General features: G+C 53.5%; 21 protein-coding genes. 6 read left to right on the forward strand and 15 right to left on the reverse strand.

From position 1 onward, the window contains the following. Positions 1-115: 115 nt before the first annotated feature. The 3 genes from JMJ04_RS17820 to JMJ04_RS17830 all read right to left on the reverse strand — a co-directional run bounded on the left by JMJ04_RS17820 (position 116) and on the right by JMJ04_RS17830 (position 4,196). Positions 116-1,108, reverse strand: coding sequence for a glycosyltransferase family 2 protein (locus tag JMJ04_RS17820; RefSeq protein WP_201371790.1), 993 nt, complete (start codon positions 1,106-1,108; stop codon positions 116-118). An 869-nt stretch (positions 1,109-1,977) separates the two neighbouring features. Next, complete coding sequence (locus tag JMJ04_RS17825) at positions 1,978-3,054, reverse strand: mannose-1-phosphate guanylyltransferase (RefSeq protein ID WP_201371791.1); 1,077 nt, start codon at positions 3,052-3,054, stop codon at positions 1,978-1,980. 236 nt (positions 3,055-3,290) lie between these two features. Beyond that, entirely contained in the window at positions 3,291-4,196 is a 906-nt protein-coding gene (locus JMJ04_RS17830) for an acyl-CoA desaturase (RefSeq protein WP_201371792.1), read from the reverse strand. Positions 4,197-4,705: 509 nt separating this feature from the next. Between JMJ04_RS17830 and JMJ04_RS17835 the strand changes: the two genes are divergently transcribed. From JMJ04_RS17835 to JMJ04_RS17845, 3 genes are all read left to right on the forward strand, one after another. Then, positions 4,706-4,858, forward strand: a complete 153-nt coding sequence (locus JMJ04_RS17835; RefSeq protein ID WP_201371793.1) for a hypothetical protein — start codon at positions 4,706-4,708, stop codon at positions 4,856-4,858. Between the two features lie 123 nt (positions 4,859-4,981). Then, positions 4,982-7,423 (forward strand): murein biosynthesis integral membrane protein MurJ, encoded by a 2,442-nt coding sequence (gene murJ, locus JMJ04_RS17840; protein ID WP_201371794.1) that lies wholly within the window; start codon positions 4,982-4,984, stop codon positions 7,421-7,423. Positions 7,424-7,529: 106 nt separating this feature from the next. Then, a complete protein-coding gene (locus tag JMJ04_RS17845) occupies positions 7,530-8,561 on the forward strand; it encodes a homoserine dehydrogenase (RefSeq protein WP_201371795.1) in 1,032 nt (343 codons plus the stop codon). A 57-nt stretch (positions 8,562-8,618) separates the two neighbouring features. Here the strand turns inward: JMJ04_RS17845 and JMJ04_RS17850 are convergent, their stop codons facing one another. From JMJ04_RS17850 to JMJ04_RS17870, 6 genes are all read right to left on the reverse strand, one after another. Next, on the reverse strand, positions 8,619-8,954 hold the full coding sequence (locus tag JMJ04_RS17850; protein WP_201371796.1) for a ferritin family protein: 336 nt from the start codon (positions 8,952-8,954) through the stop codon (positions 8,619-8,621). A gap of 73 nt (positions 8,955-9,027) precedes the next feature. After that, positions 9,028-9,390 (reverse strand): FHA domain-containing protein, encoded by a 363-nt coding sequence (locus JMJ04_RS46585; protein ID WP_236038172.1) that lies wholly within the window; start codon positions 9,388-9,390, stop codon positions 9,028-9,030. Next, complete coding sequence (locus JMJ04_RS17855) at positions 9,273-10,433, reverse strand: serine/threonine protein kinase (RefSeq protein WP_201371797.1); 1,161 nt, start codon at positions 10,431-10,433, stop codon at positions 9,273-9,275. Before JMJ04_RS17855 ends, JMJ04_RS46585 begins: the two co-directional genes overlap by 118 nt. 93 nt (positions 10,434-10,526) lie before the next feature. Further along, the gene (locus JMJ04_RS17860; RefSeq protein ID WP_201371798.1) at positions 10,527-11,363 is read right to left on the reverse strand and encodes a class I SAM-dependent methyltransferase; all 837 of its coding nucleotides are present in this window, start codon (positions 11,361-11,363) and stop codon (positions 10,527-10,529) included. A 17-nt stretch (positions 11,364-11,380) separates the two neighbouring features. Beyond that, on the reverse strand, positions 11,381-12,106 hold the full coding sequence (locus tag JMJ04_RS17865; protein WP_201371799.1) for a class I SAM-dependent methyltransferase: 726 nt from the start codon (positions 12,104-12,106) through the stop codon (positions 11,381-11,383). A 35-nt stretch (positions 12,107-12,141) separates the two neighbouring features. Beyond that, positions 12,142-12,921 carry an IclR family transcriptional regulator gene (locus JMJ04_RS17870; RefSeq protein ID WP_201371800.1) on the reverse strand — a complete coding sequence of 260 codons (780 nt, stop codon included), beginning with the start codon at positions 12,919-12,921 and terminating at the stop codon, positions 12,142-12,144. 237 nt (positions 12,922-13,158) lie between these two features. On the opposite strand from JMJ04_RS17870, the gene JMJ04_RS17875 reads away from it, so the two are divergent. Next, positions 13,159-14,247, forward strand: a complete 1,089-nt coding sequence (locus tag JMJ04_RS17875; RefSeq protein WP_201371801.1) for a Glu/Leu/Phe/Val dehydrogenase — start codon at positions 13,159-13,161, stop codon at positions 14,245-14,247. Between the two features lie 114 nt (positions 14,248-14,361). On the opposite strand, the gene JMJ04_RS17880 is transcribed toward JMJ04_RS17875, so the two are convergent. Continuing rightward, positions 14,362-14,742: a winged helix-turn-helix transcriptional regulator gene (locus tag JMJ04_RS17880; protein WP_201371802.1), complete on the reverse strand. Its 381-nt coding sequence runs from the start codon at positions 14,740-14,742 to the stop codon at positions 14,362-14,364. A 242-nt stretch (positions 14,743-14,984) separates the two neighbouring features. On the opposite strand from JMJ04_RS17880, the gene JMJ04_RS17885 reads away from it, so the two are divergent. Next, positions 14,985-15,434: a hypothetical protein gene (locus JMJ04_RS17885; RefSeq protein WP_201371803.1), complete on the forward strand. Its 450-nt coding sequence runs from the start codon at positions 14,985-14,987 to the stop codon at positions 15,432-15,434. Positions 15,435-15,517: 83 nt separating this feature from the next. Continuing rightward, positions 15,518-16,204, forward strand: coding sequence for a peroxiredoxin-like family protein (locus JMJ04_RS17890; protein ID WP_201371804.1), 687 nt, complete (start codon positions 15,518-15,520; stop codon positions 16,202-16,204). Between the two features lie 153 nt (positions 16,205-16,357). On the opposite strand, the gene JMJ04_RS17895 is transcribed toward JMJ04_RS17890, so the two are convergent. The 5 genes from JMJ04_RS17895 to JMJ04_RS17915 form a co-directional block, all read right to left on the reverse strand. Continuing rightward, entirely contained in the window at positions 16,358-17,317 is a 960-nt protein-coding gene (locus JMJ04_RS17895) for an LCP family protein (protein ID WP_201371805.1), read from the reverse strand. 2 nt (positions 17,318-17,319) lie between these two features. Continuing rightward, positions 17,320-17,691 (reverse strand): hypothetical protein, encoded by a 372-nt coding sequence (locus tag JMJ04_RS17900; RefSeq protein WP_201371806.1) that lies wholly within the window; start codon positions 17,689-17,691, stop codon positions 17,320-17,322. Between the two features lie 245 nt (positions 17,692-17,936). Beyond that, positions 17,937-18,698, reverse strand: a complete 762-nt coding sequence (locus tag JMJ04_RS17905) for an XdhC family protein (RefSeq protein WP_201371807.1) — start codon at positions 18,696-18,698, stop codon at positions 17,937-17,939. 43 nt (positions 18,699-18,741) lie between these two features. Then, positions 18,742-19,059 carry an XdhC family protein gene (locus tag JMJ04_RS17910; protein WP_201371808.1) on the reverse strand — a complete coding sequence of 106 codons (318 nt, stop codon included), beginning with the start codon at positions 19,057-19,059 and terminating at the stop codon, positions 18,742-18,744. 43 nt (positions 19,060-19,102) lie between these two features. Then, positions 19,103-20,464 (reverse strand): vWA domain-containing protein, encoded by a 1,362-nt coding sequence (locus JMJ04_RS17915; RefSeq protein ID WP_201371809.1) that lies wholly within the window; start codon positions 20,462-20,464, stop codon positions 19,103-19,105.

Below are 20,464 nucleotides of genomic sequence, written 5' to 3' on the forward strand. Positions count from 1 at the left end.
GTGGACCGACGCTGCGAAAGCACGCATCTACATATAATGTTATATGTAGATGCGTGCTTTCGCAGCGTCGGTAGGGAACTTTCTGCATCTCTCGTTCCCTATCTTTACTGAAAGGCTACTCTTCACCTTCCTCGTCGTCGTCTTCTTCGTCCTCGTCCTCTTCATCGTAGAGGAGCAGGTCGTCGCGCTCGCCCCATTTGTTGAGGAAGCGGTAGAAATTACGTTTGCTCAGGCGGGAGCGCTCGTCATCTGAGTAGTAGGTCTCTTCGATCTCCTCGTGGCGCTTGAGGGGCAGGTCAGACGTGACGCATGTCTCCAGGCCCAGGTCGCGCATGGCGAAGTTGAAGTCGATATCCATGTAGTGTGGATAGCGATAATGCTCATCAAAGAGGCCGGTCTCCTTGAGTCGGCTGCGCCTGAAGGCCAGGCATTGTAGGTCAATGACCTCGACCTCTTGTTCCTCGCTCTCTTCAAAGTGGCGCAGGTCCGCGGTCACCCAGCCCTGGGCGCCGGTGATACCGACGTCGGGGTCCGAGAGGGTACTCGCGAGCGGGGTAAAGATATCGCCAGTCAGCTCAATGTGGCTGGAGAGCAGGACGATATCGCGCCCCAGGCTCTGTTTGAGGGCGAGATTGTATGCCTCTGCCGTCCCCAGGCGGCGCGATGGACGCACGAGGCGCAGGCGTGGCTCGTTATAGCGGCTGGCATCTGCCCAGAGGTCGAGGCCGTCCTGGGAGGCATTGTCGACCAGCAGGATCTCGAGGTCTGCATCGCCAGCATGGCGTAGAACGCTCTCGATGCAGCGGCGCGTCTGGTCTTGCGTGTTGGTGGCCAGAATGATGATCGAGAAGTCGCGGGTCGCCTTCTCGTCGAGGCGCGAGGGAACCAGGCGTGTAAGCCGGTAGGTCTTGTCATCGATGTCGACACTGGGCAGGATGACCAGGTGCGCTCCACGAGGGTTATCTTTTACGGCGTAGCCAGCTTCCTCAAGCTGCTGTTTCAGTTCGTCTGCACGGGCATATTGACCACGTCGCCGCAGTTGGTCGCGTTCGTGTGAGAGGGCTAAAATCTCGGGTGGTATGCTATGTCTAATAGGACGAGTAGTCATATCTCAAATTCCTTCCTTAGCTACGTAAAAACTCTATCCACATCTTCCCGCTCCTGGTTGAGTGCGAGACTGTTGTCGCGGGGATCGACTCTCTGCTCAAGCTAGCGTTGTTTGTGTTGAGTGGAGTCGTTTGGGTGTCTCTCAGGTGCTTTGCCTGTCCAGCCTCAGTGGATGAAGAGACGATAGGTGAGCATGTGAAGCGCTAGTGGCACGTTTGTGGGGAAGCGCTGCTCCAGGACAACAATCTCGCTGATGGTAGCATCCAGATATTCAGCAACACCACTCTGTCCTCCTTCTTGTCCTGCTATAAGGGGAGCGTCCGCTATGCCAGTGTGGAGCCTGGATAGTTTGTGGGACGTTCACCTCAAGTCTAACATAGTGGAGTGTAATTGTACATAAAATTTGTGCATGCGTACCTCCACTTACACACAGTAAGACGATGAGAAAAAGATGGCTCGCTTAATGTTATCGTCTGGATCTGTGTCGCCATAGTAAACGGGACAGGTTGGAGGAATATAGGATGTGGAGAGCATAGTGAGGACTCCATTTCTGGTATCTAAGCCTGGATTGGGTGGCTTATGGCTTGCCAGATGTACAAATGTTAGTTTGCCTTCTTAGATTTTAGCATATTGTGATTGCGTTTTTAAAGATGCTTTTTTTGTCACTTTCGCGCCCGCGGCGCTCACGGGGTAAAATAATTCACGGCCAGGAATGCGGCATTCGCCGCATTCCTGGCCGTGAATTATTTTACCCCGGTGGTGAGAGAGATGAAAATGCGCTCCTGGTATTGGGAGACAAAAATGTGCCAATGCCGGGAGCGCGCGCGAACAGAAAATGAAGTAAGGTTATTGCTTAGTAAGTTTATCCCTTTAGGATTGCAGGGGGCCTGTCTGGTTGCGGTGGTGTTCCGCAAGTTCTTTTACGCGTTGGACATGGCTCTTGTGACAGATGACGGTCAGGTCGTCCATTTCTACGACAATTACATCTTCCAGGCCTATGGTGTAGATGCGACGCTCAGTGTTATTGAAAATGACTACGTTCTGGCTGCCAAAGCCGGTGTGGTTGCCAACGGCGTGGACTCCCTGGGCGTCGGCGGGGAAGAGGTCGCCATACTGCTCCCAGTTGCCCACATCGCCCCAGCCCAGGTCGGCGGGTATCACTACCAGGTTAGTGGTTTTCTCGAGGACCGCGTAATCGACGGTAATGTTTTCGAGCGTGGGCCAGAGCTCCTCGAGGAGCTGGGACTGGTGATCGGTGGGGGCATTGACGATGGTATCGATTTTCTGGGCGCTGTCGGGGAGGTGTTCCTGCATCTCTGCTAGGAAGGCCGAGGCTTTCCAGATGAAGATGCCTGCGTTCCAGACATAATGGCCATCGCGCAGATAGCTCTCAGCCGTCTCGCGATTGGGTTTCTCCACAAATTTCTCGGCGCGGCAGGCCTGGTGTCCATGGCCTTCGCAGACGGCATCCGCGAAGCGGATATAGCCAAAGCCAGTCTCCGGGCTTGTTGGCTTGATGCCAATGGTCACGAGGCGATCCTGTTCCGCCAGTTCACAGGCCAGTTGCAGGGTCTGACGGAAGGTTGGTACATTGGCGATAACATGGTCGGCACTGAAGATGCCAAGGATGGCTTCGGGATCTTTATGCGCGATAGCGGCGGCTGCCCAGGCGATGGCGGCGGCAGATCCGCGTCCCATGGGCTCCTTCAAGATCTGGTTCGAGGGGACTGTGGGTAGATGTTCCTCTACGAGTGGGGCCATATGCTTCCCTGTGACGACCCAGGTCTGGTCCGCAGGGGCTAGAGGGGCAACACGCAGGAGCGTCTCCTGAATCATGCTATTGCCAGTTGGTAGTGGCAAAAACTGCTTAGGGAAACTTGGTGTGCTGAGTGGCCAGAGACGTGTGCCACTGCCGCCAGCCAGGATAATGGCATAAAAGTGTTTCATGGAAAGGGGTCGCCTCCTCGCATGCTTCATTTTCTCTATAGGTGGCTTTAATATAAAGCGGTCAAACTCATAACTAAATACGAATTGATTGTAGCGATGTTGATAGGTTTCTGTCAAATAGCTAGGCTTTTTTCTCTGTAGTAGGCGTGTGGAGGAAAATTGTCGGAAAAAAACTACCAGGCCTCAGCTTAAAGGGGCTGATTGCCTGGTAGGAAAGGATGAGTTGGTACCCTGTTTTAGCGCTGTGCGCCAACGGGCGTGCGCTTGACTGTTACGGCCTGGGTAGGCACGGCAATGGTGGCATTGGCAGCAGCAGCGCGATCCTGGCGTTTCTGCATCTGCTCGGGGCTGATGCGATAGACGTCTTTTGCCAGGCCAAGCTTCTCCAGGGACCAGATCAGGTAGCCGGAGCCGTCAATCTGCCACCAGCGCAGGCCGTGGAAGGCCGAGCGAGGGAAGGCATGATGGTTATTGTGCCAGCCCTCACCGAAGCTGAGCAGGCCCACGACCCACTCATTGCGGCTCTGGTCGTTGGTCTCATAGTCGCGGCGGCCAAAGATGTGGCAGACTGAGTTGACGCTCCAGGTGACGTGGTGGGTCAGGAAGATGCGGACCAGGCCAGCCCAGAGCAGGCCAGACCAGCCACCAATGGCGAAGGGGATAATCAGGCTTAACACAACCCAGAGCAGGAAAGTCTTGCTAACAAAAACCACAATCGGATCTTTTTGCAGGTGTTTGGCGTACTGATTGGGATCGGCCATGCGGTCCTTAAAGAGCCAGCCGATATGAGCGTGGAAGAAGCCTTCTACAGGGCTATGGGGATCGCCCTCTTTATCTGAATAAGAGTGATGTTTAATATGGGTTGCTGCCCACTCCAGCGCGGGACCTTCCAGGGCCATGGAGCCAAGTACCAGTAAAAAGAATTTGACAACCGGATGAGCGGCGAAGCTGCGGTGTGTAAGCATACGATGGAAGCCGACGGTGACACCAAGGGCAACAAGGGAGTACATAACGAGGAGAAGAGTGAGGTCTGTCGCGTTAATGGCCTTTTGCCAGAGCGTGGCAATCGCGTATACGGTAGCGACGAGAGGTCCAACAACCGCCAGGAGAACTATGCTTTTGTACGCAAGACTTGTCTTCAAAAAAACCTCCAGGTAAAACTCATCCGATCAGGAGAGCGATTTATAATTTCTTCCACGAGCTTCTTATACGGAAACCAACCCCCATTCGGGGGCGCGGCGCCACTGCCGTGGCTAGCGCTTCGCGCTCAGGTTTCCTAATAGGAAGTATCTAAAATGCTACTGATTCTTTGGAGTGGGGAGGTTTCATTTTTGTTTCACGAGTTTGAGTATTTTTGGCCATTTCGCTAAATTTGCTTTAAACTTGTTTTGTATGTAGTTCATAGCTAATCGGTTTTTATTTAGTAAAAAGTTTAATCTCTTATTCTGTTAAGTGTGTAATACTTGATAATTCTGTATCATCTGTGTGTATTTTGCTTTTTGGCATCATTATGCTGGAATGGCGATATGAGATAAGCGTGGAGGAGTGATACTTATCTATGGGAGAATGCGTTTGTACATTTAAGATGGGAGAGCGGTGGATATAATTACAGAGATATAAAGAACGTAAAAAATATAGGATGCATTAATGTATGGAGAAGGATCAGGGATACCAGGAAGAGGAGCCACAGGAATCCTATAACGATGGGGGGACGCTTGCAACCCATCCAGCGTATGCTCATCCGTTTGCGCCTGGCATGGTTATAATGGACCAGGCGTATAAGTATCTTGTCTCATCAGAGTAGTCAGAAAGTGGTGAGTGTGGTATGCTGAACCAACAATACTGTACAATAATACATAGTAGAGACTCTGTAGAGATACAGTGCCAAGCTCGGAAACAGAGCCATTAATAGTAGAGTTTAATGACTGTGGAAAATCAAGGACAGCAACCATCACAACCAGTGCAGGGATCGTCTGAGCAGCAGGGGAATGGGTTTTATGGGTGGCAGTACGACCAGGACAACACTGAGATTGCGGGACCCAGGCCACCGGCGGCACCTTTGCCTCCGCGCCAGTTCGCCCCGCCATCGCAGGGTGGTCTGCCACCGTCCCAGGGAGGGATACCAACTTATCCCGAGCCCCAATCGTCGCCACAGGCATATATCCCGCATAGCTTACAGCAGCCACCAGGTGCCTATCCACCTCCCGGGCCATACCAGGAGCAGTACGTGGATATGGGCTCCACTTTGAGCTATGGTCAGGGTATGGAGTATCAGTATTTTGATGCCCCACAGCCCTCGCAGCCTATTGCTCAGTTGCGCCAGGAGCGTTTGCAGCAGTTGCGTGAAGAGCGCATGCGGCGTCAGCAGAGGCGTATGAAGGCTGATGTCACAACCATTATTCCCTGGCGTAGAAACCCACCCAGGCCTACACCTCCACCGATACCGGGCAGTAGGCCTTCGTTCCCTGATGCGCCGCTTCCTTCGGGGAATAACTATTCGTCCGTTCAGGCTGGCCCTATCGCGCCTCCCCATTCTCCGCTTTCGCTTCCTGGACGTGAGGAGACCGGGCGGAAGAGTGGGCTATTGGGAATCTCACAGAAGCTGAAGACAGCGGGCACTTCGGCACAAGATACGGGAATGATCCAGAAGGCAGCCATTGGGCGCGCGACGATGATCCTGACCGTCGCTTTTGTGGGCAGTCGTGTACTGGGTCTCCTGCGTACTTCTATGTTCGCGTTTGTGTTTGGTGCGAGCAACGTCTCAGACGCTTACCTACAGGCCTTTCTTATCCCGGACTTAATCTTTAATGTTGTCGCGGGTGGCGCTCTGAGCTCGGCCTTTATCCCCGTGTTTACCAAGCATATGGTCGCGGAGAATGATGAGAAGACGGCATGGCATATTGCTAGCTCGGCTCTGAATCTGGCTATTCTGGGCATGGTGATTCTGGCTGGTCTTGCTATCCTTTTTGCTCCGGGCCTGGTGCCACTGTACAACCAGGGGGATGCCGCGCATCTCGCCCTGATTACCTCGTTGACGCGCATCATGCTCCTGCAATCGATTGCGCTTGGGGCGGGTGTGATTACGACCTCGGTCTTGAATGCACGCCAGAACTTCCGTATCCCCGCGATTGGTACAGTATTGTATAACGTGGGACTGATCGCCGGTCTGTTGCCTGGTTTACTCCTGGCCTTCCTGGGGAAGCGCAATGATACCTTCGCCATTTATTGTGCGACCTGGGGCGTTGTCATTGGCGCGGTCTTGCAGGTAGGTATTCAGGTGCCAGCCATCTTTAAGGTGGGTATGCAGTACTCTCCTAAAGCGCTTGATTGGCGAAATCCGAGCATTATTCAGATCGCGCGCCAGATGGTGCCACGTATCGTCAACGCCTCGATGCTGAGCTTTACCACCTTTGTAGACCGTAGCTTGATTGGTCTGCTCGCGGTAGGTATTGTCGCGGCCAATGCCAGGGGTGGCACAGATGGCCTGATCTCGCTGTACTATCAATCGATGCAGTTGATGCTGTTGCCATTGGGTGTCTTTGGTATGTCGGTGGCGACCGCGGCCTTCCCGACGCTGGCTGAGAATTTTGTGAAGGGACGCCTGGACCGTGTGCGTAACACGATTATGGAGACGCTGCGGGGTATTCTCTATATGTCGATTCCCTCGAGCGTGGGCCTGATCGTGATTGGTTTCCCCATCATTCAGGTACTCCTGCAACATGGTCGCTTTAACCTGGAGGCGGCACAGACCATGACAATCCCGCTGGCCTTCTTTGCCTTTGGCCTGGCGGGCCTGGCGGCTGTAGAGATCCTGACGCGCTCGTTCTACGCCTTACGTGACAGTAAGACGCCAGTCATTGTGAGTATTGGCCAGTTTATCTTCAAGATCGCCCTGGCGCTGCTGCTCATCAACATCGCGGTAGCCGCGAATGGTGGGTCATCCGGTGCCACTGCCTGGGGATTGGGTGTGCTGGCCTTCTCGACGTCATTCGCGGGCTTGCTTGAGGCTATTATCCTGTTCTGGCTCTTGCACCAGCGTCTAGGTGGCTTTAACCTGCGCGATTTTGGCGCCTTTACAGGAAAGGTGTTGGGGGCCTCGGTCGTCATGGGTGCCGCGCTGCTCGTCCTCAATTTTGTGATAAGTAACTTGGTGTTCAAATGGCTGGGGCATTTCCATTTCCTGGCCTGGCTGGATACGACAGCGACACCCTCGCTGGGTCTCCTGGGAACAATTGTCGCGATGGTGAAGCTGGCCGTGTTTGGCTTCGTAGCGCTCTTCGTCTACGTGCGCGTGGGACGCAGGATAGGTATTGAAGAGCTTGGCCCAGTGCGGCGTGTGCTTGATCGCTTGAAGCTTTCCTGGATCTAGTCTGGCGCCTGCTAGGGTAATAGTAAGATACAGTAGCCCGCTACTTGCGTACGCGGCTACTGTATCTTACTATTACCCAGAAATAAATTATGTGAAGGAATTAGCTATGAGAAGAGTGGATGTATCTCTAGTGGGCTTTGGCGTGGTGGGGAAGGGATTGGCCCGGTTGTTGTTGACGAGGCGTGAGTGGCTCCAGGAACAACGGGGACTCGATATGCGCCTGGTGAGTGTCGCCAGTGCGCGTTCTGGTTGTATCTATGCTGAAGATGGCCTGGATATCGCTGGCCTGCTGGCATTGGCGGAGCAGCGGCGTCCACTGACCGAGCTTGCGCATACTCGATATTTTTCCAGTACTCTGGCAGGAATCGAGGCGTTGAAGAGCGATATCCTGGTAGAGGCGACGGGCACGAATCTGCGAGACGGGGAGCCAGGGTTGAGCCATATTCGCGCGGCCCTCTCGCGTGGGCAGCACGTGGTGACGGCCAATAAGGGGCCAGTTGCGCTGGCTGGACTTGAGCTACTGCAACTGGCGCGCCAGAATGGAGTCCAGCTGCGTATGGAATCAACAGTTATGGCGGGTACGCCGGTCTTGAGCACGGCCCTGGAGGGGATGGCGGGCGCACAGATCATCACGACGCGTGGCATCGTCAATGGTACGACCAATTATATTTTGAGCGCGATGGCCGAGGGGCGTGACTATGCCGAGGTGCTGGCGGATGCCCAGGCACGCGGCTATGCCGAGGCCGATCCCACCGCCGATGTCGAGGGCTATGATGCCGTTGCCAAGGCTATGATTCTCTCCACACTGCTCTTCCAGCAGCCTTTAGGAGCCGAGCAGGTGGCGCGAACGGGGATTACAGGGGTCACCCGCGAGCAGGTCCAGCATGCGAGTGAGGTGGGGAAGCGTATTAAGCTTATCGCCTCTGTGCGGCGTATGAGCGGTGGCGAGGTCGAGGCGCGCGTGGAACCGGTTGCATTGCCTCTCAGTGACCCCCTGGCACACGTTGTGGGCGCGATGAATGCCCTTACCCTGGAGTCGGAGACGCTCTCTTCCGTGACGGTGATTGGTCCCGGCGCGGGAAGTATTGAGACGGGCCAGGGATTGCTCGCAGATATTCTTGCTATTGCAGGCATCTAGATTTGATAGCGTTGTGTTAAAAAGAACTGGGCTGGCATGCTGCCAGCCCAGTTCTTTTTACTTTTCTTCTTTGTCTAGTTCTTCAACCGCATTCTCGCCCTTTTCTGCGTTCTCGATGATGTCACCCTCCTTAAAGAGGATGCGCTGGGCGGCGACGCGCCATTTGGGGGTGCGGCGGAGGAGAAACTCCAGATCCATGCTGAAGTGCAAGAATTCCTCTTCCTGGGCGTGTTGCATGATCTTGCGCGCCTCGGGGTCTTGCTCGACAGAGATACGCTGTTGGTACCAGTTGATGGCCTCACATTCTTCCTGAAGGGAGGCAATGAGGCGCGCAAAAGTACGCGTTTCCGCGGAGAGTTCTTGTGCTGGCTCGTGATACTGCTCAAAGCCCATGAAATCAATCCTTTCCAGTCAGAAGATAGTGCTCCGTCTCATTATATCTTCCCCGGATTGCTTAAGCTCAAGTTTATTTTGACTCTTTTGAGGGGGTAAGCGCGCGCATACCAGGAATTTCGAAGCGAAGACGCACGCTCCCGAAGGCGATCCAGTCGCCATGTTGCAGGAGTTCTGCCTTGAGTGGCGTGAGCACAAGTTCGCCCAGGCGTGTCTTATTGTGGCTCTTAATGTCCTCGATATAGAAGAAGGTCTCCTCGAAGCGAATGCGCGCGTGCTGGCGCGAGACGGTCTTGGTGGGATCGAGAGAACTGAGATCTATATCCGGAGTATAGCCGCGTTTAGGATCAACACGTCCAATAATGACATTTTTTCCGGTGATGGGGAGGCGTTCTTGCAGCTTGCCAGCCTTCTCGTAGCGCAGGTAGGCATAGATGCTCTGCTCCTCGGCCAGGGCGCGGATGGCCGGTAGCGGCAACGACTGCGCGAGGTCGGAGCTTTGGCGCTGAGTCTGCTGAGGCGTGTGTGGTGTTGAGAACGCCATTTCGCTGGTGAGAGGGCTGCTGGGGCGGCCCTGGTCGGCATCGCGTAGCGTCTCCTCGAACTCAATGGGCCTGGTGGCTGGCGGAGGGCAACGCCTTGCAGTGCCTTGAGGAAGGCATTGACATTGGCAAAGCGGCGACCAGGTTCCTTGGACAGGGCGCAGTCGACGACGGCCTGCAATTCATCTGGCACATTATACATATACTGTTTCATGCGTGGTACCGCGCTCGTACCCTGCATGACACCTGTCTCGGCAGGTGTATGGCCCACGAAGGGGGCGCGCCCTGTGACCAGTTCAAAGAGCAGAATGCCTAACAGATAGATATCGCTCCAGGGGCCAATAGGCTGGCTGTTGAGGTGCTCAGGAGAGGCATAGCGTGGATCGATTGCGGCAAGACTATCGCTGGCTGTGCTATTGGAGGCTCCCAGCGCTCTGAGAAGTTCACGCAGACCAATGTCATCGAGGCGAACACGATCTGTGAGACTATTGTTGTCCATGAAGGTCTCGACAGTAACAAACTGGGGGCGTAGATCCAGGGCCGCGATATGCGCCTCGTGCAGGACCTTGACACCCAGCGCAAGCTGGTGAATAAGATCAAGCGAGCGCTGAAGATCGATGTTCTCATTGTCCATAGCGTGCCGCAGGGTCACGCCACGTGGTGGATCGGTAGCGATAAAGATGCGATTATTATCGACGCCCCAATCGGAGATATGAAGTAGATGCGGTGAGGCGTGCGTCCGGCGTTGTGCCAGGGGCTGGAGCACCTGTTGGATCACATGTGGAGGGACGTTTGGCGGACAATGCAGCACATAGAGGCCAACAACATCATTTGTATTGCGATTATAGGCCGTGCAGGTTGTCAGTATGCCATCGCTACTGAGAATTTGCCCTGTCCGATAGATGCCGCCAATAAGACGCGTATCACGCTGAGACATGCCAGTCCCTCCCATGTAAAAGAAGTTTTTCTGCTAGCACAGTATATACCGATGGGTACGTCTTGTACAGCTACAAGCAGAAATGGACCCTCCTCAAGCGAGTTTCTCGCTTTCGAGATAGAGCATAGGAACAGTCATGCTTAACCCCCCAGATGCACTCGCCACCTGGTTTAGTTTGTGTTCTAGTATGGCAAAAATCTGCTCTTCATCCTCTGGATCGACAACCCGTCTCCAGCCATCTAAGAACCCAAATTTTGTAAGTGGATGATTGAAGAGTGCGCTCCCATTCTGATACCGGAGCTGGAATTGATCTTCTTTGAAGGTAAGAGGACGAAACCCATTGTTTTGTAAGAGATCAAGCAGAGCTTCTTTTGCTCCTCTATGGGCTTCATTGCTTTCTAGTCGCTCCAGGTAGGCAGGCTTGTTTAGCTCTTTTAATGTGGCGCGAAACACTTCATAAAATTCGTGCATATGCCCAGCGGGATTGGTTGTAAGAACAAGATGCCCTTCGGGTTTGGTGATGCGGAAGCATTCGGCTAAAACCGCGTTCGGATCACTAAAATTGTTGATCCCGAGATTTGAAACAATCATATCAAAGGATTCAGCCTGAAACGGAAGATGTTCGGCATCGGCCTCCAGAATCTGAACATTGGGTAATTGATAAACCTTTAACTTTAATCTGGCTCGCTCTACGGCCCCTTTCCAGCTATCAACTCCCGTTACCTGACAGGAGGCGCCATACATGTGGGCCAGTTCAAAAAGTGGGAAGCCTGTTCCACATGCCAGGTCCAGGACGTTCAAGTTGGGATGCAGCTCCAGATTATTCAGGAGCATTAAACCGAAGCGAGCCGCCCATAGCGAGCACTCATCAAATACTGAGGCCGTACCTGGCTCGTTGGGATCATAAATAAAGCGCAGATAATCTAACATGCTATCCTTTATCTTTCTTATTTGCTAACAGCCAGAAACCACATGCCGCGATGTGACTCCTGAGCATCGATTGTAAAGCCTGTAAGCTGGAGTTGTGTTATAAGCCAGGAAAGTGCTAAGCGAAGCTTGCGATAACTGCTCTTCTGGAGCGCCCACTGTTCACCCTGGCGTGTGTAGATCAGATCGTGTACTACCACACTCTCGGGTTCATATTCAAGGAAACAGGTCAAAATGGTGTTGGCATCGCTGCGAACCGGGATAAAGCGATCCAGTGCGTGTTGCTCAACTGAAAGGTCTCGAAAACTGAGAATACATTTGCCGCCTGGTACGAGCAGTTGATGGATAGCTTGAAGCAAGTGAATGACATCATCTTTGCTCTCTAAATGTGGAAGCGTATCTCCCATGCACACAACGACATCATATGGAGCTTCAACCAACTGCAAAACGTTACGGATATCTCCTTGCAGAGCGACAATTGCATGCTTCTCTTTGCGTTCGGCTAGCTCTGTCAGGAGGCGCTGGCTCAGATCGATAGCCGTCACATGAAAGCCAAGGTTGGCCAGGGCGATGGATTGGAAACCAGATCCACACCCCAGGTCGAGCGCGGTCTTCGTACCCTCTCCAAGAATATCCCAACGCTTGAAAAGCTCCTGTTGTTCAGAGACCTTCTCTTCAAAGGGGCCAAACATCCAGGTATAGTGTTCAGCGAGTAATTGGTCGTAATGGTGGGCGACGTCCGTCATCTTAACTCTCTTTCTTTGTGTATACTCACCAGTAATTAATGCCTGGTTTCTTCATTGACCTGGTTGTCCAGGTAGCCAAGGTGCGCAGAAATGTTTTGCGCTGCCTGGACAATGATTTTTGTGTAGTGATATTGTTGCGGATAAAAGCGATAGGCTGGAATACAGAAACTAATAGCGGCAGGAACGCGACCATCCAGGTCATGAATCGGGGCTGCCACGCAACATAGTCCTGGCGCGGTTTCTTCATGATCATAGGCATAGCCCTGCGTGCGCACCTGATCTAGCTCGTGAAGTAGCTGCTCACGGGAGGTGATGGTCTGAGCCGTACGAGCAGTCAGCGGCAATGTATCCAATAAAGCGGGAAGGCGATAGGGTGCTTGAAAAGCCAGCAAGATTTTACCTACCCCTACCTCGTGGGCCGAGAGACGCGCGCCAACGCGCGAGAGGAGGATTTCAACGGCTGGTGTGGCCTGCAACTTTTCGACAAAGAGAACCTGGGTCCCATCGAGGACTGCTAGATGTGTAGTCTCCCCCCAACGTTCAACGAGTTCGCGCATGGCACGCCTGGCTTCAATGCAGAAAGCCGTATGCTCGACAAGCACCTGACTTAGCTCAAACAGCCGCCAGCCAAGTTGATAGCGCCCGGTTGGTGTGCGATTAAGAATCCCTTGTTCTGTGAGGCTGAGTAGAAGGTCACCCATAGTGGACTTGGGCAACTGTAATGCCTCGGCAGCTTCACGTACCCCCCACTCTGGTTGCGCGAAGGAAAAGAGATTGAGGAGGCTGCCAACTTTCTCAATCAGATGTGGTTTCATAGCGACTCCTTCCGTGTCCACGATCCACCTGGCCTGTGGCCTGCCTGGGCTGCACAGGTCTGTTTTCTCTGTCTGGCTTGCATTTAGTATAGACGTTTGAGTACACCTGGGACAAGAGCAATGTCCGGTATGACCGGACGCTCGCGTTGACGAGTTAGAGGAGTCACGAGCATACTTAAGAACATGTTCCGGCAAGGATAAGCAGAGATGAGGCGAATTGTAGAGAAAGGAAGCGAGATGAAATCATCCATTTTCGAGCGCATGGAAGCACACGATTATGAACAAATTTACTTTTGCCAGGATCGGACATTTGGCTTAAAAGCGATTATTGTGATTCACGATACGACGCTGGGCCCTGCGATGGGAGGTATGCGCTTGTGGCCTTATGAAACTGAAGAAGAGGCGCTCACCGATGCTCTGCGCCTGGCGCGAGGGATGACCTATAAGAATGCCGCGGCAGGGATACCGTATGGTGGTGGGAAAGGGGTGATTATTAGTGATCCCAAACGAGGAAAAAATGAAGGCATGTTCCGCGTTCTGGGCCGTTTTATCGAGCGGCTAGGTGGATTGTACTTGACAGGCGTGGACGTTGGAACGACTGTTGAAGATATGGATATCATCCGTGCAGAGACGCGGCATGTTGTGACGGTTTCGGAGGCATGGGGCGGTCCTGGTGATACCTCCTCTGTTACCGCCCATGGAGTGTTCCAGGGGATATGTGCTTGTCTGGAAGAGGTGTATGGTAATCCCCAGCCTGAAGGACGTACGATTGCTGTGCAGGGTGTGGGGGGCGTTGGACGCGCGTTGGTGCATGCCTTAGTGGAAGCAGGAGCTAACGTCACGGTGGCGGATGTCAATCAGCAACATGTTGAGGCTGTGACAACGCTTTATCCGCAGATACAGGTTGTGTCACCGGAAGATATCCATCGGCTTGCTGGTGATGTCTATAGCCCCTGTGCATTAGGTGCGGTACTCAATGATCAGACGCTTCCTGCGTTGCGCTGCAAGATCATCTGTGGGGGGGCTAACAATCAACTTGCGGAGGAACATCATGGAGAGATGTTAGCCGAGCGGGGTATTGTATATGCGCCAGATTTTATTGTGAACGCGGGCGGGATTATAGTAGGAGCAGAAAGCCTCTCCCATGGTGGCTTTCATCCGCAACGAGCGTTGAAGCAGGTGGAACGCATCTATCAGACCATGCGGAACGTTCTCTCCTATGCCCAAGAGCAACAGATCCCAACACACCAGGCAGCCGCTAGCCTGGCTGAGCAGCGCCTTGCGATGATACAGCAGGTGCAACATCTCTCGGTGAATAATAACTAGAGCGGTGTGCATCTCGATGCCGCAAAATACCCTGTGTTCTTCAGGGTATTTTGCGGCGTGGGTCAAGCGCCAAGAACTAACTTTTCTGCATAACGCTTTAAGGATGGTTAAGCACTATTTTTTAGCAGGAGCGAGCTCTTCTATTTTAGAAGGTATATGCCAATGCTCCTGCCCATTTTGGTCGCAGTACCATTCGCCCCATTCCGCCATCTGGAGCAGGATTGACTCTAAGCTCCGCCCAAGTTCTGTTAGTGAATATTCGACCTTGGGAGGTACCTGGGCATAGACCTCGCGGTGGAGCACTCTTGCCTGCTCTAGCTCTCGTAATTGCATGGTGAGCATTTGCTGGGTAGCTCCAGGAATGAGCCGCCGTAATTCGCCAAAGCGCTTGGTTCCGCTAAGCAAATGCCAGACAATCATCGGCTTCCATTTTCCACCGACGATTGAGAGCGTCACCTCGACCGGGCATGCTGTAGCTTTCGGCATCTGCTTCATTGCTTATTCCTCCCAATAGTATGGTTTTATATACTACGTCAGATAAAATTGCGTACTTGTTTCTTTTACGTTTATCATCTATTTTAATTCTATCAAGAAGAGTGAGAGATGACAAGCGTCTTCTACATTTCACCTGGCTATTTTCTGTTGCTCACTATTGCCTGGATGGACCTGGGAAGAGGAAGTAGCGAAGTCATGGCTAGAATGCTTCTCGTTTGACAAGAGTTGAAAAGGAGATCTTTATGAAAACGGTACGCATCGTCTCATTGATTGCACGAAGCGCCTTTATGCTTGCTATGCTGCTGGGACTTTTACTCTGGATCGCTCAGATATTCGATCTTTATATGCTTCTGAGGATACTGCTACAGATAGGTATGACTTACATTCACGAGACACTCGGCATTACAGGCACTCTGGCCTTTATCATCCTTGCGTTTGTGGCTGTCTGGAAGCGCGAACTTCGGCTGCTGGGTATATTCAGCATGATCTATGCGATCCTGGTAGTGGCCTTTGGAGTGACTCAGCCACGGATTCTCGTGGGCAATCTACACTGGTTGATCCAGGGTGCTCACCTGCTGATTGGCATCGGCGCGATGTATCTGGCACGAGGAGTAGAGCGGCGCTATCGTCGCCTCACGCAGTCAGGGTCAGGGCGCCAGAACTCAGAGACACCTGTGTTGCAGGTTATGTGATTTTACCACGATCAGGGCAGCCGAGCGATGCTTCATCACCGCTCAGCCTGCACCAAACTAGATATAAAGAAAGAGAGATAATAATGGCAACGTATGACCCAATGAATACTCCGCTACAGCAACAGATCGATGCGTTTATAGCTCAGACGCGGGACCAGATAACCGCATCCATGCGTGAACAATTACTACGCCCTATCCAACAAATTATCGCATCTAGTGGGGCTGAGAAGGCTCTCAAAGAGGGTGAACTGGCACCGGATTTTACGCTACCCGATGCTCTTGGTCGTCCCGTGTCACTCTCAGATCTGCTCAAGCAAGGGCCAGTTGTCGTGACCTTCTATCGAGGCGCCTGGTGTCCATACTGCAATCTGGAATTGCGTGCTTATCAGCAGGCCTTGCCGCAATTGCAGGCGCTGGGCGCCTCTCTGGTCGCGATTTCTCCACAGACGCCAGATCAGAGCCTTTCGCTGGCGGAGAAGAACGCTCTGACCTTTGAGGTTTTAAGCGATGTTGGCAACCAGGTTGCGCGAGAGTATGGTCTCGTTTTTCGCATTGATGAGGCTGTGCGCGTGGCGTATCAGCAGATTGGTGCCGATCTGCCCGCCTACAACGGCGACGCATCGTGGGAACTGCCGATACCAGGAACCTTCCTGATTGATCAATCGGGAAAGGTAAGCCTGGCCTTCGTCGATCCAAACTTTATTCATCGCCTTGATCCAGCCATCATCATTGCACAGCTCAAACAGCGCAAGGGTGAGCTGAGCCTGTAAGATTGGAAGACCGCATGCAGCTTGAATTCGCAAAGGAGCGTACTATCAACCTATGAGCTTACCTGAGGTATCCGTTGGTCAAGGCGTTGTGACGGCCAACCAGGAGCAGCCCTGGCGCATTGGTATGCGCCAGGGCTGCTCCTGGTTGGCTGCTTATTTATAGAGCTTGGAGTCGACGTATTGTTTGACTAGATCCCAGTTGTTACCCTTGGGGATCAGGATATCCTGTCCATCGTCCGAGGTGCTGGAGGTCAGGACGTTATCGAAGCTGAGACCGATACGCGCGGTCTGTGGGCTGTTGAGATCCATCTTCATGGTAAAGAGACCCAGGTCGGCGAGCGACATGTTAGTATAGATGGCCTTTTGCAGGGCGTCCATCGCGTTAAAGAGGTTGGGCCAACTGGAGATCTGTTTCATCTTTGCCAGGGCCGTCTTGATGATAAGCTGCTGGCGAATGGAGCGAGCGAAGTCGGTGCCCTCGGCGGGATTATCGGTCACATAGCGGGCGCGGGCGTAGCGGATCGCGGTCTCGCCATCCATGTGTTGCATACCTTTATTAAAGTGGACGGTAATCCAGCTGGCATCGACGTTGGCGTCATCGTTTTTGGGATAGTTCGCGGTAAATGTGTCAGGCACATATACATCAATGCCGCCAAGAGCGTTGATCAGCTCGCGAAAGCCATTGAAGTCGATTAACATCCAATTCTTGACATCAAGTCCAGTGATGGAACCGAGCTTTTCTGCGGCCGCATTTCCGCCTGCGGCTCGATCAGCACCATTGTTCGAGTTTGCCTGATAAACAGTGTTAAGTTTGGCATAGTGACCGGAGCCAGAGGGCACCTGCACCCAGAGGTCGCGTGGCACCGAGACCAGCGAGGTATGCTGATTGCTGGGGGTCATGCTAATGACCACCATGGAGTCGGTCAGGTTTGTCCCGTCGTGAGCGCCACCACCATAGCCCATAATGAGCAGGTTGACGCGGTCGCTGGTATTCATATAGCCTGTCTGGGTGGAGAGCGAATCTTTATTCGTTGAAATGGCCGAGCCAAAGGCCAGGACACGCTGACCTGTGTAGGCCCCGGTGCAGAGCAGGATAACGAGGAGCAGTCCCACTATCAGACAGCCAGGCGCACAACCAGAGCGTTTGCGCCTCGCTGGCCGGCGCGCGGAACCGGGCAGTTTTTCTCCGTTTTGCGCCTGCGAATAGGGAGGCGCGCCAGGAGTATAGGTTCCCGGGCCAGGAGTATAGGTTGGGGGAACTGGTCCGCCCTGTTGAGGGTAGCGTGGCCCCGCATTGTGTGAGGGGTTATATGGTCGCCCCTGTGGCGGTTGGTTGGGCTGTTGGCGGGGGGCACATTAGCATTATTGAAATTGCCTAGCACAAGCTTACCCTGGGGGGTCTCAGGCTGTGGTCTATTCTGAGATCCTTCAGGTGGATAGGGGCGTGCGGGCATTGTATGATCGTCGTAGTAGTTATTATCTGACATGTATAATCAACTCTTTTCTGATCAAAATGAATGAGAAGGATAAAAGCGTTTTGAAAGTAGGTTATACCAAATTTTAATGCCACTATCTTCCAGGTAATAAGATCTTATTCCGAAACCCAACGTCACTTGCGTGCCTAGCGCTTCGCGCTCAGGGTTTTTGGATCAGAAGTATCTAGATTTTTGTAAAGAAAGAACATCCTCTACAAAGATAAACGCATTGGCGCGTAAGAAGTTGCAAACTACTACTATTTTTGTTGCCAATTAAGGATGCTTTTGCTGTCCTTCCCGTTGCGTGTCGCGACGATTTCCGCCATGATGGCCAGGGCGATCTCTTCAGGTGTTTTAGCTCCAATATTCAGGCCAATAGGGCCATGGATGCGTTGTAACTGCTCCTCGGTAATGCCTTCATTCTTGAGGCGTTCAGCGCGTTCCTCGCCTGTTTTGCGGCTGCCTATCGCGCCAATGTAGCCGACTTCGTGGGCGAGCAGGACCTTCAATGTTGGCTCATCGAATTTGGGATCGTGGGTCAGGACGGCGACGGCGGTTGAGGGATTGAGATCGAGTTTCTGTAGCGCCTCATCTGGCCACTCTACAATGATCTCGTCGGCATGGGGGAAGCGCTCTGATGTAGCGAAGGCCGCGCGTGCATCCACAATGATAACGCGGTAGTTGAGCGTTTTAGCGAAGGTGGTAAGGGGAATGGCGATATGTCCGGCTCCAACAATGATGAGGGTTGGCGGGGGGGCGAAGCCTTCAATAAAGACCTCGTAGGTTCCTGTGGGCAGTGTGATAGTATGACTTGAGCCGGTGCCAGACCAGGTGGCGCGCTCCGCAATGGGGAGAACCTGTTGATCAAGCTCCACGGAACCAAGCGTGCCCTGGGGGGCCTGGCCAGGAAGGAATAAGAGCTTGGTGCCGATATGCTCAGGACCCTGAACGAGCGTGGCCAGGGCCGCCCCTCTCTGATTGTCAAGCGCACTCTTTAATGTGGTATAGATCTCACTCATGGTGCTTGTATCCCTCAAGTCCTCACGTAATAACGATGTGGTCTTACCAGTCGAGGCGTTCGACGAAGACGCGAATTGTGCCTCCACAAGAGAGGCCTATCTTTTCTAGATTATCGGCTTCACTGATGCCAAACTCAAGCAATTGTGGCTGCCCACTTTTGATGACCTGGTGGGCGGCGTGAATGACGGCAGGCTCGACGCAACCACCACTGACGGAGCCTGCGATCTCGCCTTTCTCACTGACAGCAAGCTTGGCGCCTGGCAGACGTGGGGCGGAGCCGATCATACTGATGACGGTCGCGATGGCGACCTGCTCGCCTTGAGCGCGCCATTTTTCAATATCCGGTAAGACGTCGCGCATAGTGTGTGCTCCTTTCAAAGAGGGTGGCGTGATTATGTTACTGTTAGATCTTACGCCTGGTCCAGGCTTCCACGGCCTTACGTCTGCTGTAGGCGTCGCGGAGTGGACGGCTATCATCAATGCTTGAGAGCGTATTACCCAGCGAGATCAGGCTGTCCAGGTTATGCGAGGGCAGGAAGTTATCGATATAGGGCAAGGCGGTCTTCATGCCGATGGTAAGAGGCCGATAATCGGGTGAGCCCAGCAGGGGATTGAGCCAGATCAGGCGATGGCAACTATGTTGTAAGCGATCCATCTCCGCGCGTAGGGTATCGGCCTCGCCACGGTCCCAGCCATCACTGATGACGAGCACGACCGCGCCTCGTCCCAGCACGCGCCGAGACCAGTGATGATTGAAGTAGTGCAAAGCGTCGCCAATGCGTGTGCCACCCGACCAGTCCTGCACCTGCTTGGAGACATCGTGTACCGCCTCATCGACATCGCGGCGCTTGAGCTGGCGCGTGACCCGCGTCAGGCGTGTGCCAAAGACAAAGGCCTCCACATTTTGCAGTCCATTGGAGATCGTATGGATAAAGTGCAGCAGCAAGCGCGAATAGAGGCTCATGGAGCCGCTAATATCGCAGATGATCACCAGGGGACGAGGCTTGCGCTTCGTCTCGCGCCAGGTCAGTTCGATCAATTCCGCGCCATATTTCAGGTTGCGGCGCACGATACGGCGCATATCGGGATAGGAGCCGCGACGCCGGGGGGCCTTGCGGCGTGTTGGACGCATGCCCAGATTCCAGCGCATCTCGGCCATCAAGCGTTTGGCCTCCTGCACCTCTTCCCAGGAGTAGTTCTCGAAGTCTTTCTGGCGCAGGCGCTCGATGGCACTATAGGCCCCGCTCTGAGGATCTCCCAGGTCGTTGTCGTCCTTGTTGCGGTCGCGCGCGTTTGTAGAGGGCTTACGCTCAGATTGACGCGGATCGCGCGCCATATCCTTGTGTTGCTCTTTGGCATTCATATGCTCAGCCAGGCGCTTGCGTTCAGAAGGCGGTAGGCGCAACTGGCGCTGTTCGCGCTTGACCTGCTGGCCCTTGTCAGATTTTTTCTGATTGGGATTGTCGCGCACAAACCAGAAGTATTGATACATCTGCTCGAAGAGTGGCTCCTGCTCGTGACGTGTGAGCAGGCTACACTTAAGCGTGTTGTAGAAGTCATCCGGGCGGGTAATATCCACTAGATTCAGCGTCTCGGCCAGGTCAATCATCTGGCGTGGCCCGACCTGGATACCCACTTCCCAGAGCAAGCGGCCAAACTCGGTCAGGCGATATAATAGTTTCTCGCCGCGCTCAAGATCAATCGGGCGCAGAGGCGCGGCGATGGCTGCCTGCTGAGTACCATTGTTCTGGGGTTCGATTTGCAT

It is taken from the genome of Ktedonobacter robiniae (assembly GCF_016587375.1).
In the GTDB taxonomy this organism is placed as follows: Bacteria; Chloroflexota; Ktedonobacteria; order Ktedonobacterales; family Ktedonobacteraceae; genus Ktedonobacter; species Ktedonobacter robiniae.

Bases quoted from the DNA above. Each gene is read 5' to 3' on its own strand.
- JMJ04_RS17825 (WP_201371791.1), bottom strand. From the start codon at position 3,054: ATGAAACACTTTTATGCCATTATCCTGGCTGGCGGCAGTGGCACACGT.
- JMJ04_RS17855 (WP_201371797.1), bottom strand. From the start codon at position 10,433: ATGTCTCAGCGTGATACGCGTCTTATTGGCGGCATCTATCGGACAGGG.
- JMJ04_RS17860 (WP_201371798.1), bottom strand. From the start codon at position 11,363: ATGTTAGATTATCTGCGCTTTATTTATGATCCCAACGAGCCAGGTACG.
- JMJ04_RS17820 (WP_201371790.1), bottom strand. From the start codon at position 1,108: ATGACTACTCGTCCTATTAGACATAGCATACCACCCGAGATTTTAGCC.
- JMJ04_RS17890 (WP_201371804.1), top strand. From the start codon at position 15,518: ATGGCAACGTATGACCCAATGAATACTCCGCTACAGCAACAGATCGAT.
- JMJ04_RS17915 (WP_201371809.1), bottom strand. From the start codon at position 20,464: ATGCAAATCGAACCCCAGAACAATGGTACTCAGCAGGCAGCCATCGCC.
- JMJ04_RS17875 (WP_201371801.1), top strand. From the start codon at position 13,159: ATGAAATCATCCATTTTCGAGCGCATGGAAGCACACGATTATGAACAA.
- JMJ04_RS17900 (WP_201371806.1), bottom strand. From the start codon at position 17,691: ATGTCAGATAATAACTACTACGACGATCATACAATGCCCGCACGCCCC.
- JMJ04_RS17910 (WP_201371808.1), bottom strand. From the start codon at position 19,059: ATGCGCGACGTCTTACCGGATATTGAAAAATGGCGCGCTCAAGGCGAG.
- JMJ04_RS17905 (WP_201371807.1), bottom strand. From the start codon at position 18,698: ATGAGTGAGATCTATACCACATTAAAGAGTGCGCTTGACAATCAGAGA.
- JMJ04_RS17850 (WP_201371796.1), bottom strand. From the start codon at position 8,954: ATGGGCTTTGAGCAGTATCACGAGCCAGCACAAGAACTCTCCGCGGAA.
- JMJ04_RS17885 (WP_201371803.1), top strand. From the start codon at position 14,985: ATGAAAACGGTACGCATCGTCTCATTGATTGCACGAAGCGCCTTTATG.
- JMJ04_RS17870 (WP_201371800.1), bottom strand. From the start codon at position 12,921: ATGAAACCACATCTGATTGAGAAAGTTGGCAGCCTCCTCAATCTCTTT.
- JMJ04_RS17835 (WP_201371793.1), top strand. From the start codon at position 4,706: ATGGAGAAGGATCAGGGATACCAGGAAGAGGAGCCACAGGAATCCTAT.
- JMJ04_RS17880 (WP_201371802.1), bottom strand. From the start codon at position 14,742: ATGAAGCAGATGCCGAAAGCTACAGCATGCCCGGTCGAGGTGACGCTC.
- JMJ04_RS17865 (WP_201371799.1), bottom strand. From the start codon at position 12,106: ATGACGGACGTCGCCCACCATTACGACCAATTACTCGCTGAACACTAT.
- JMJ04_RS17845 (WP_201371795.1), top strand. From the start codon at position 7,530: ATGAGAAGAGTGGATGTATCTCTAGTGGGCTTTGGCGTGGTGGGGAAG.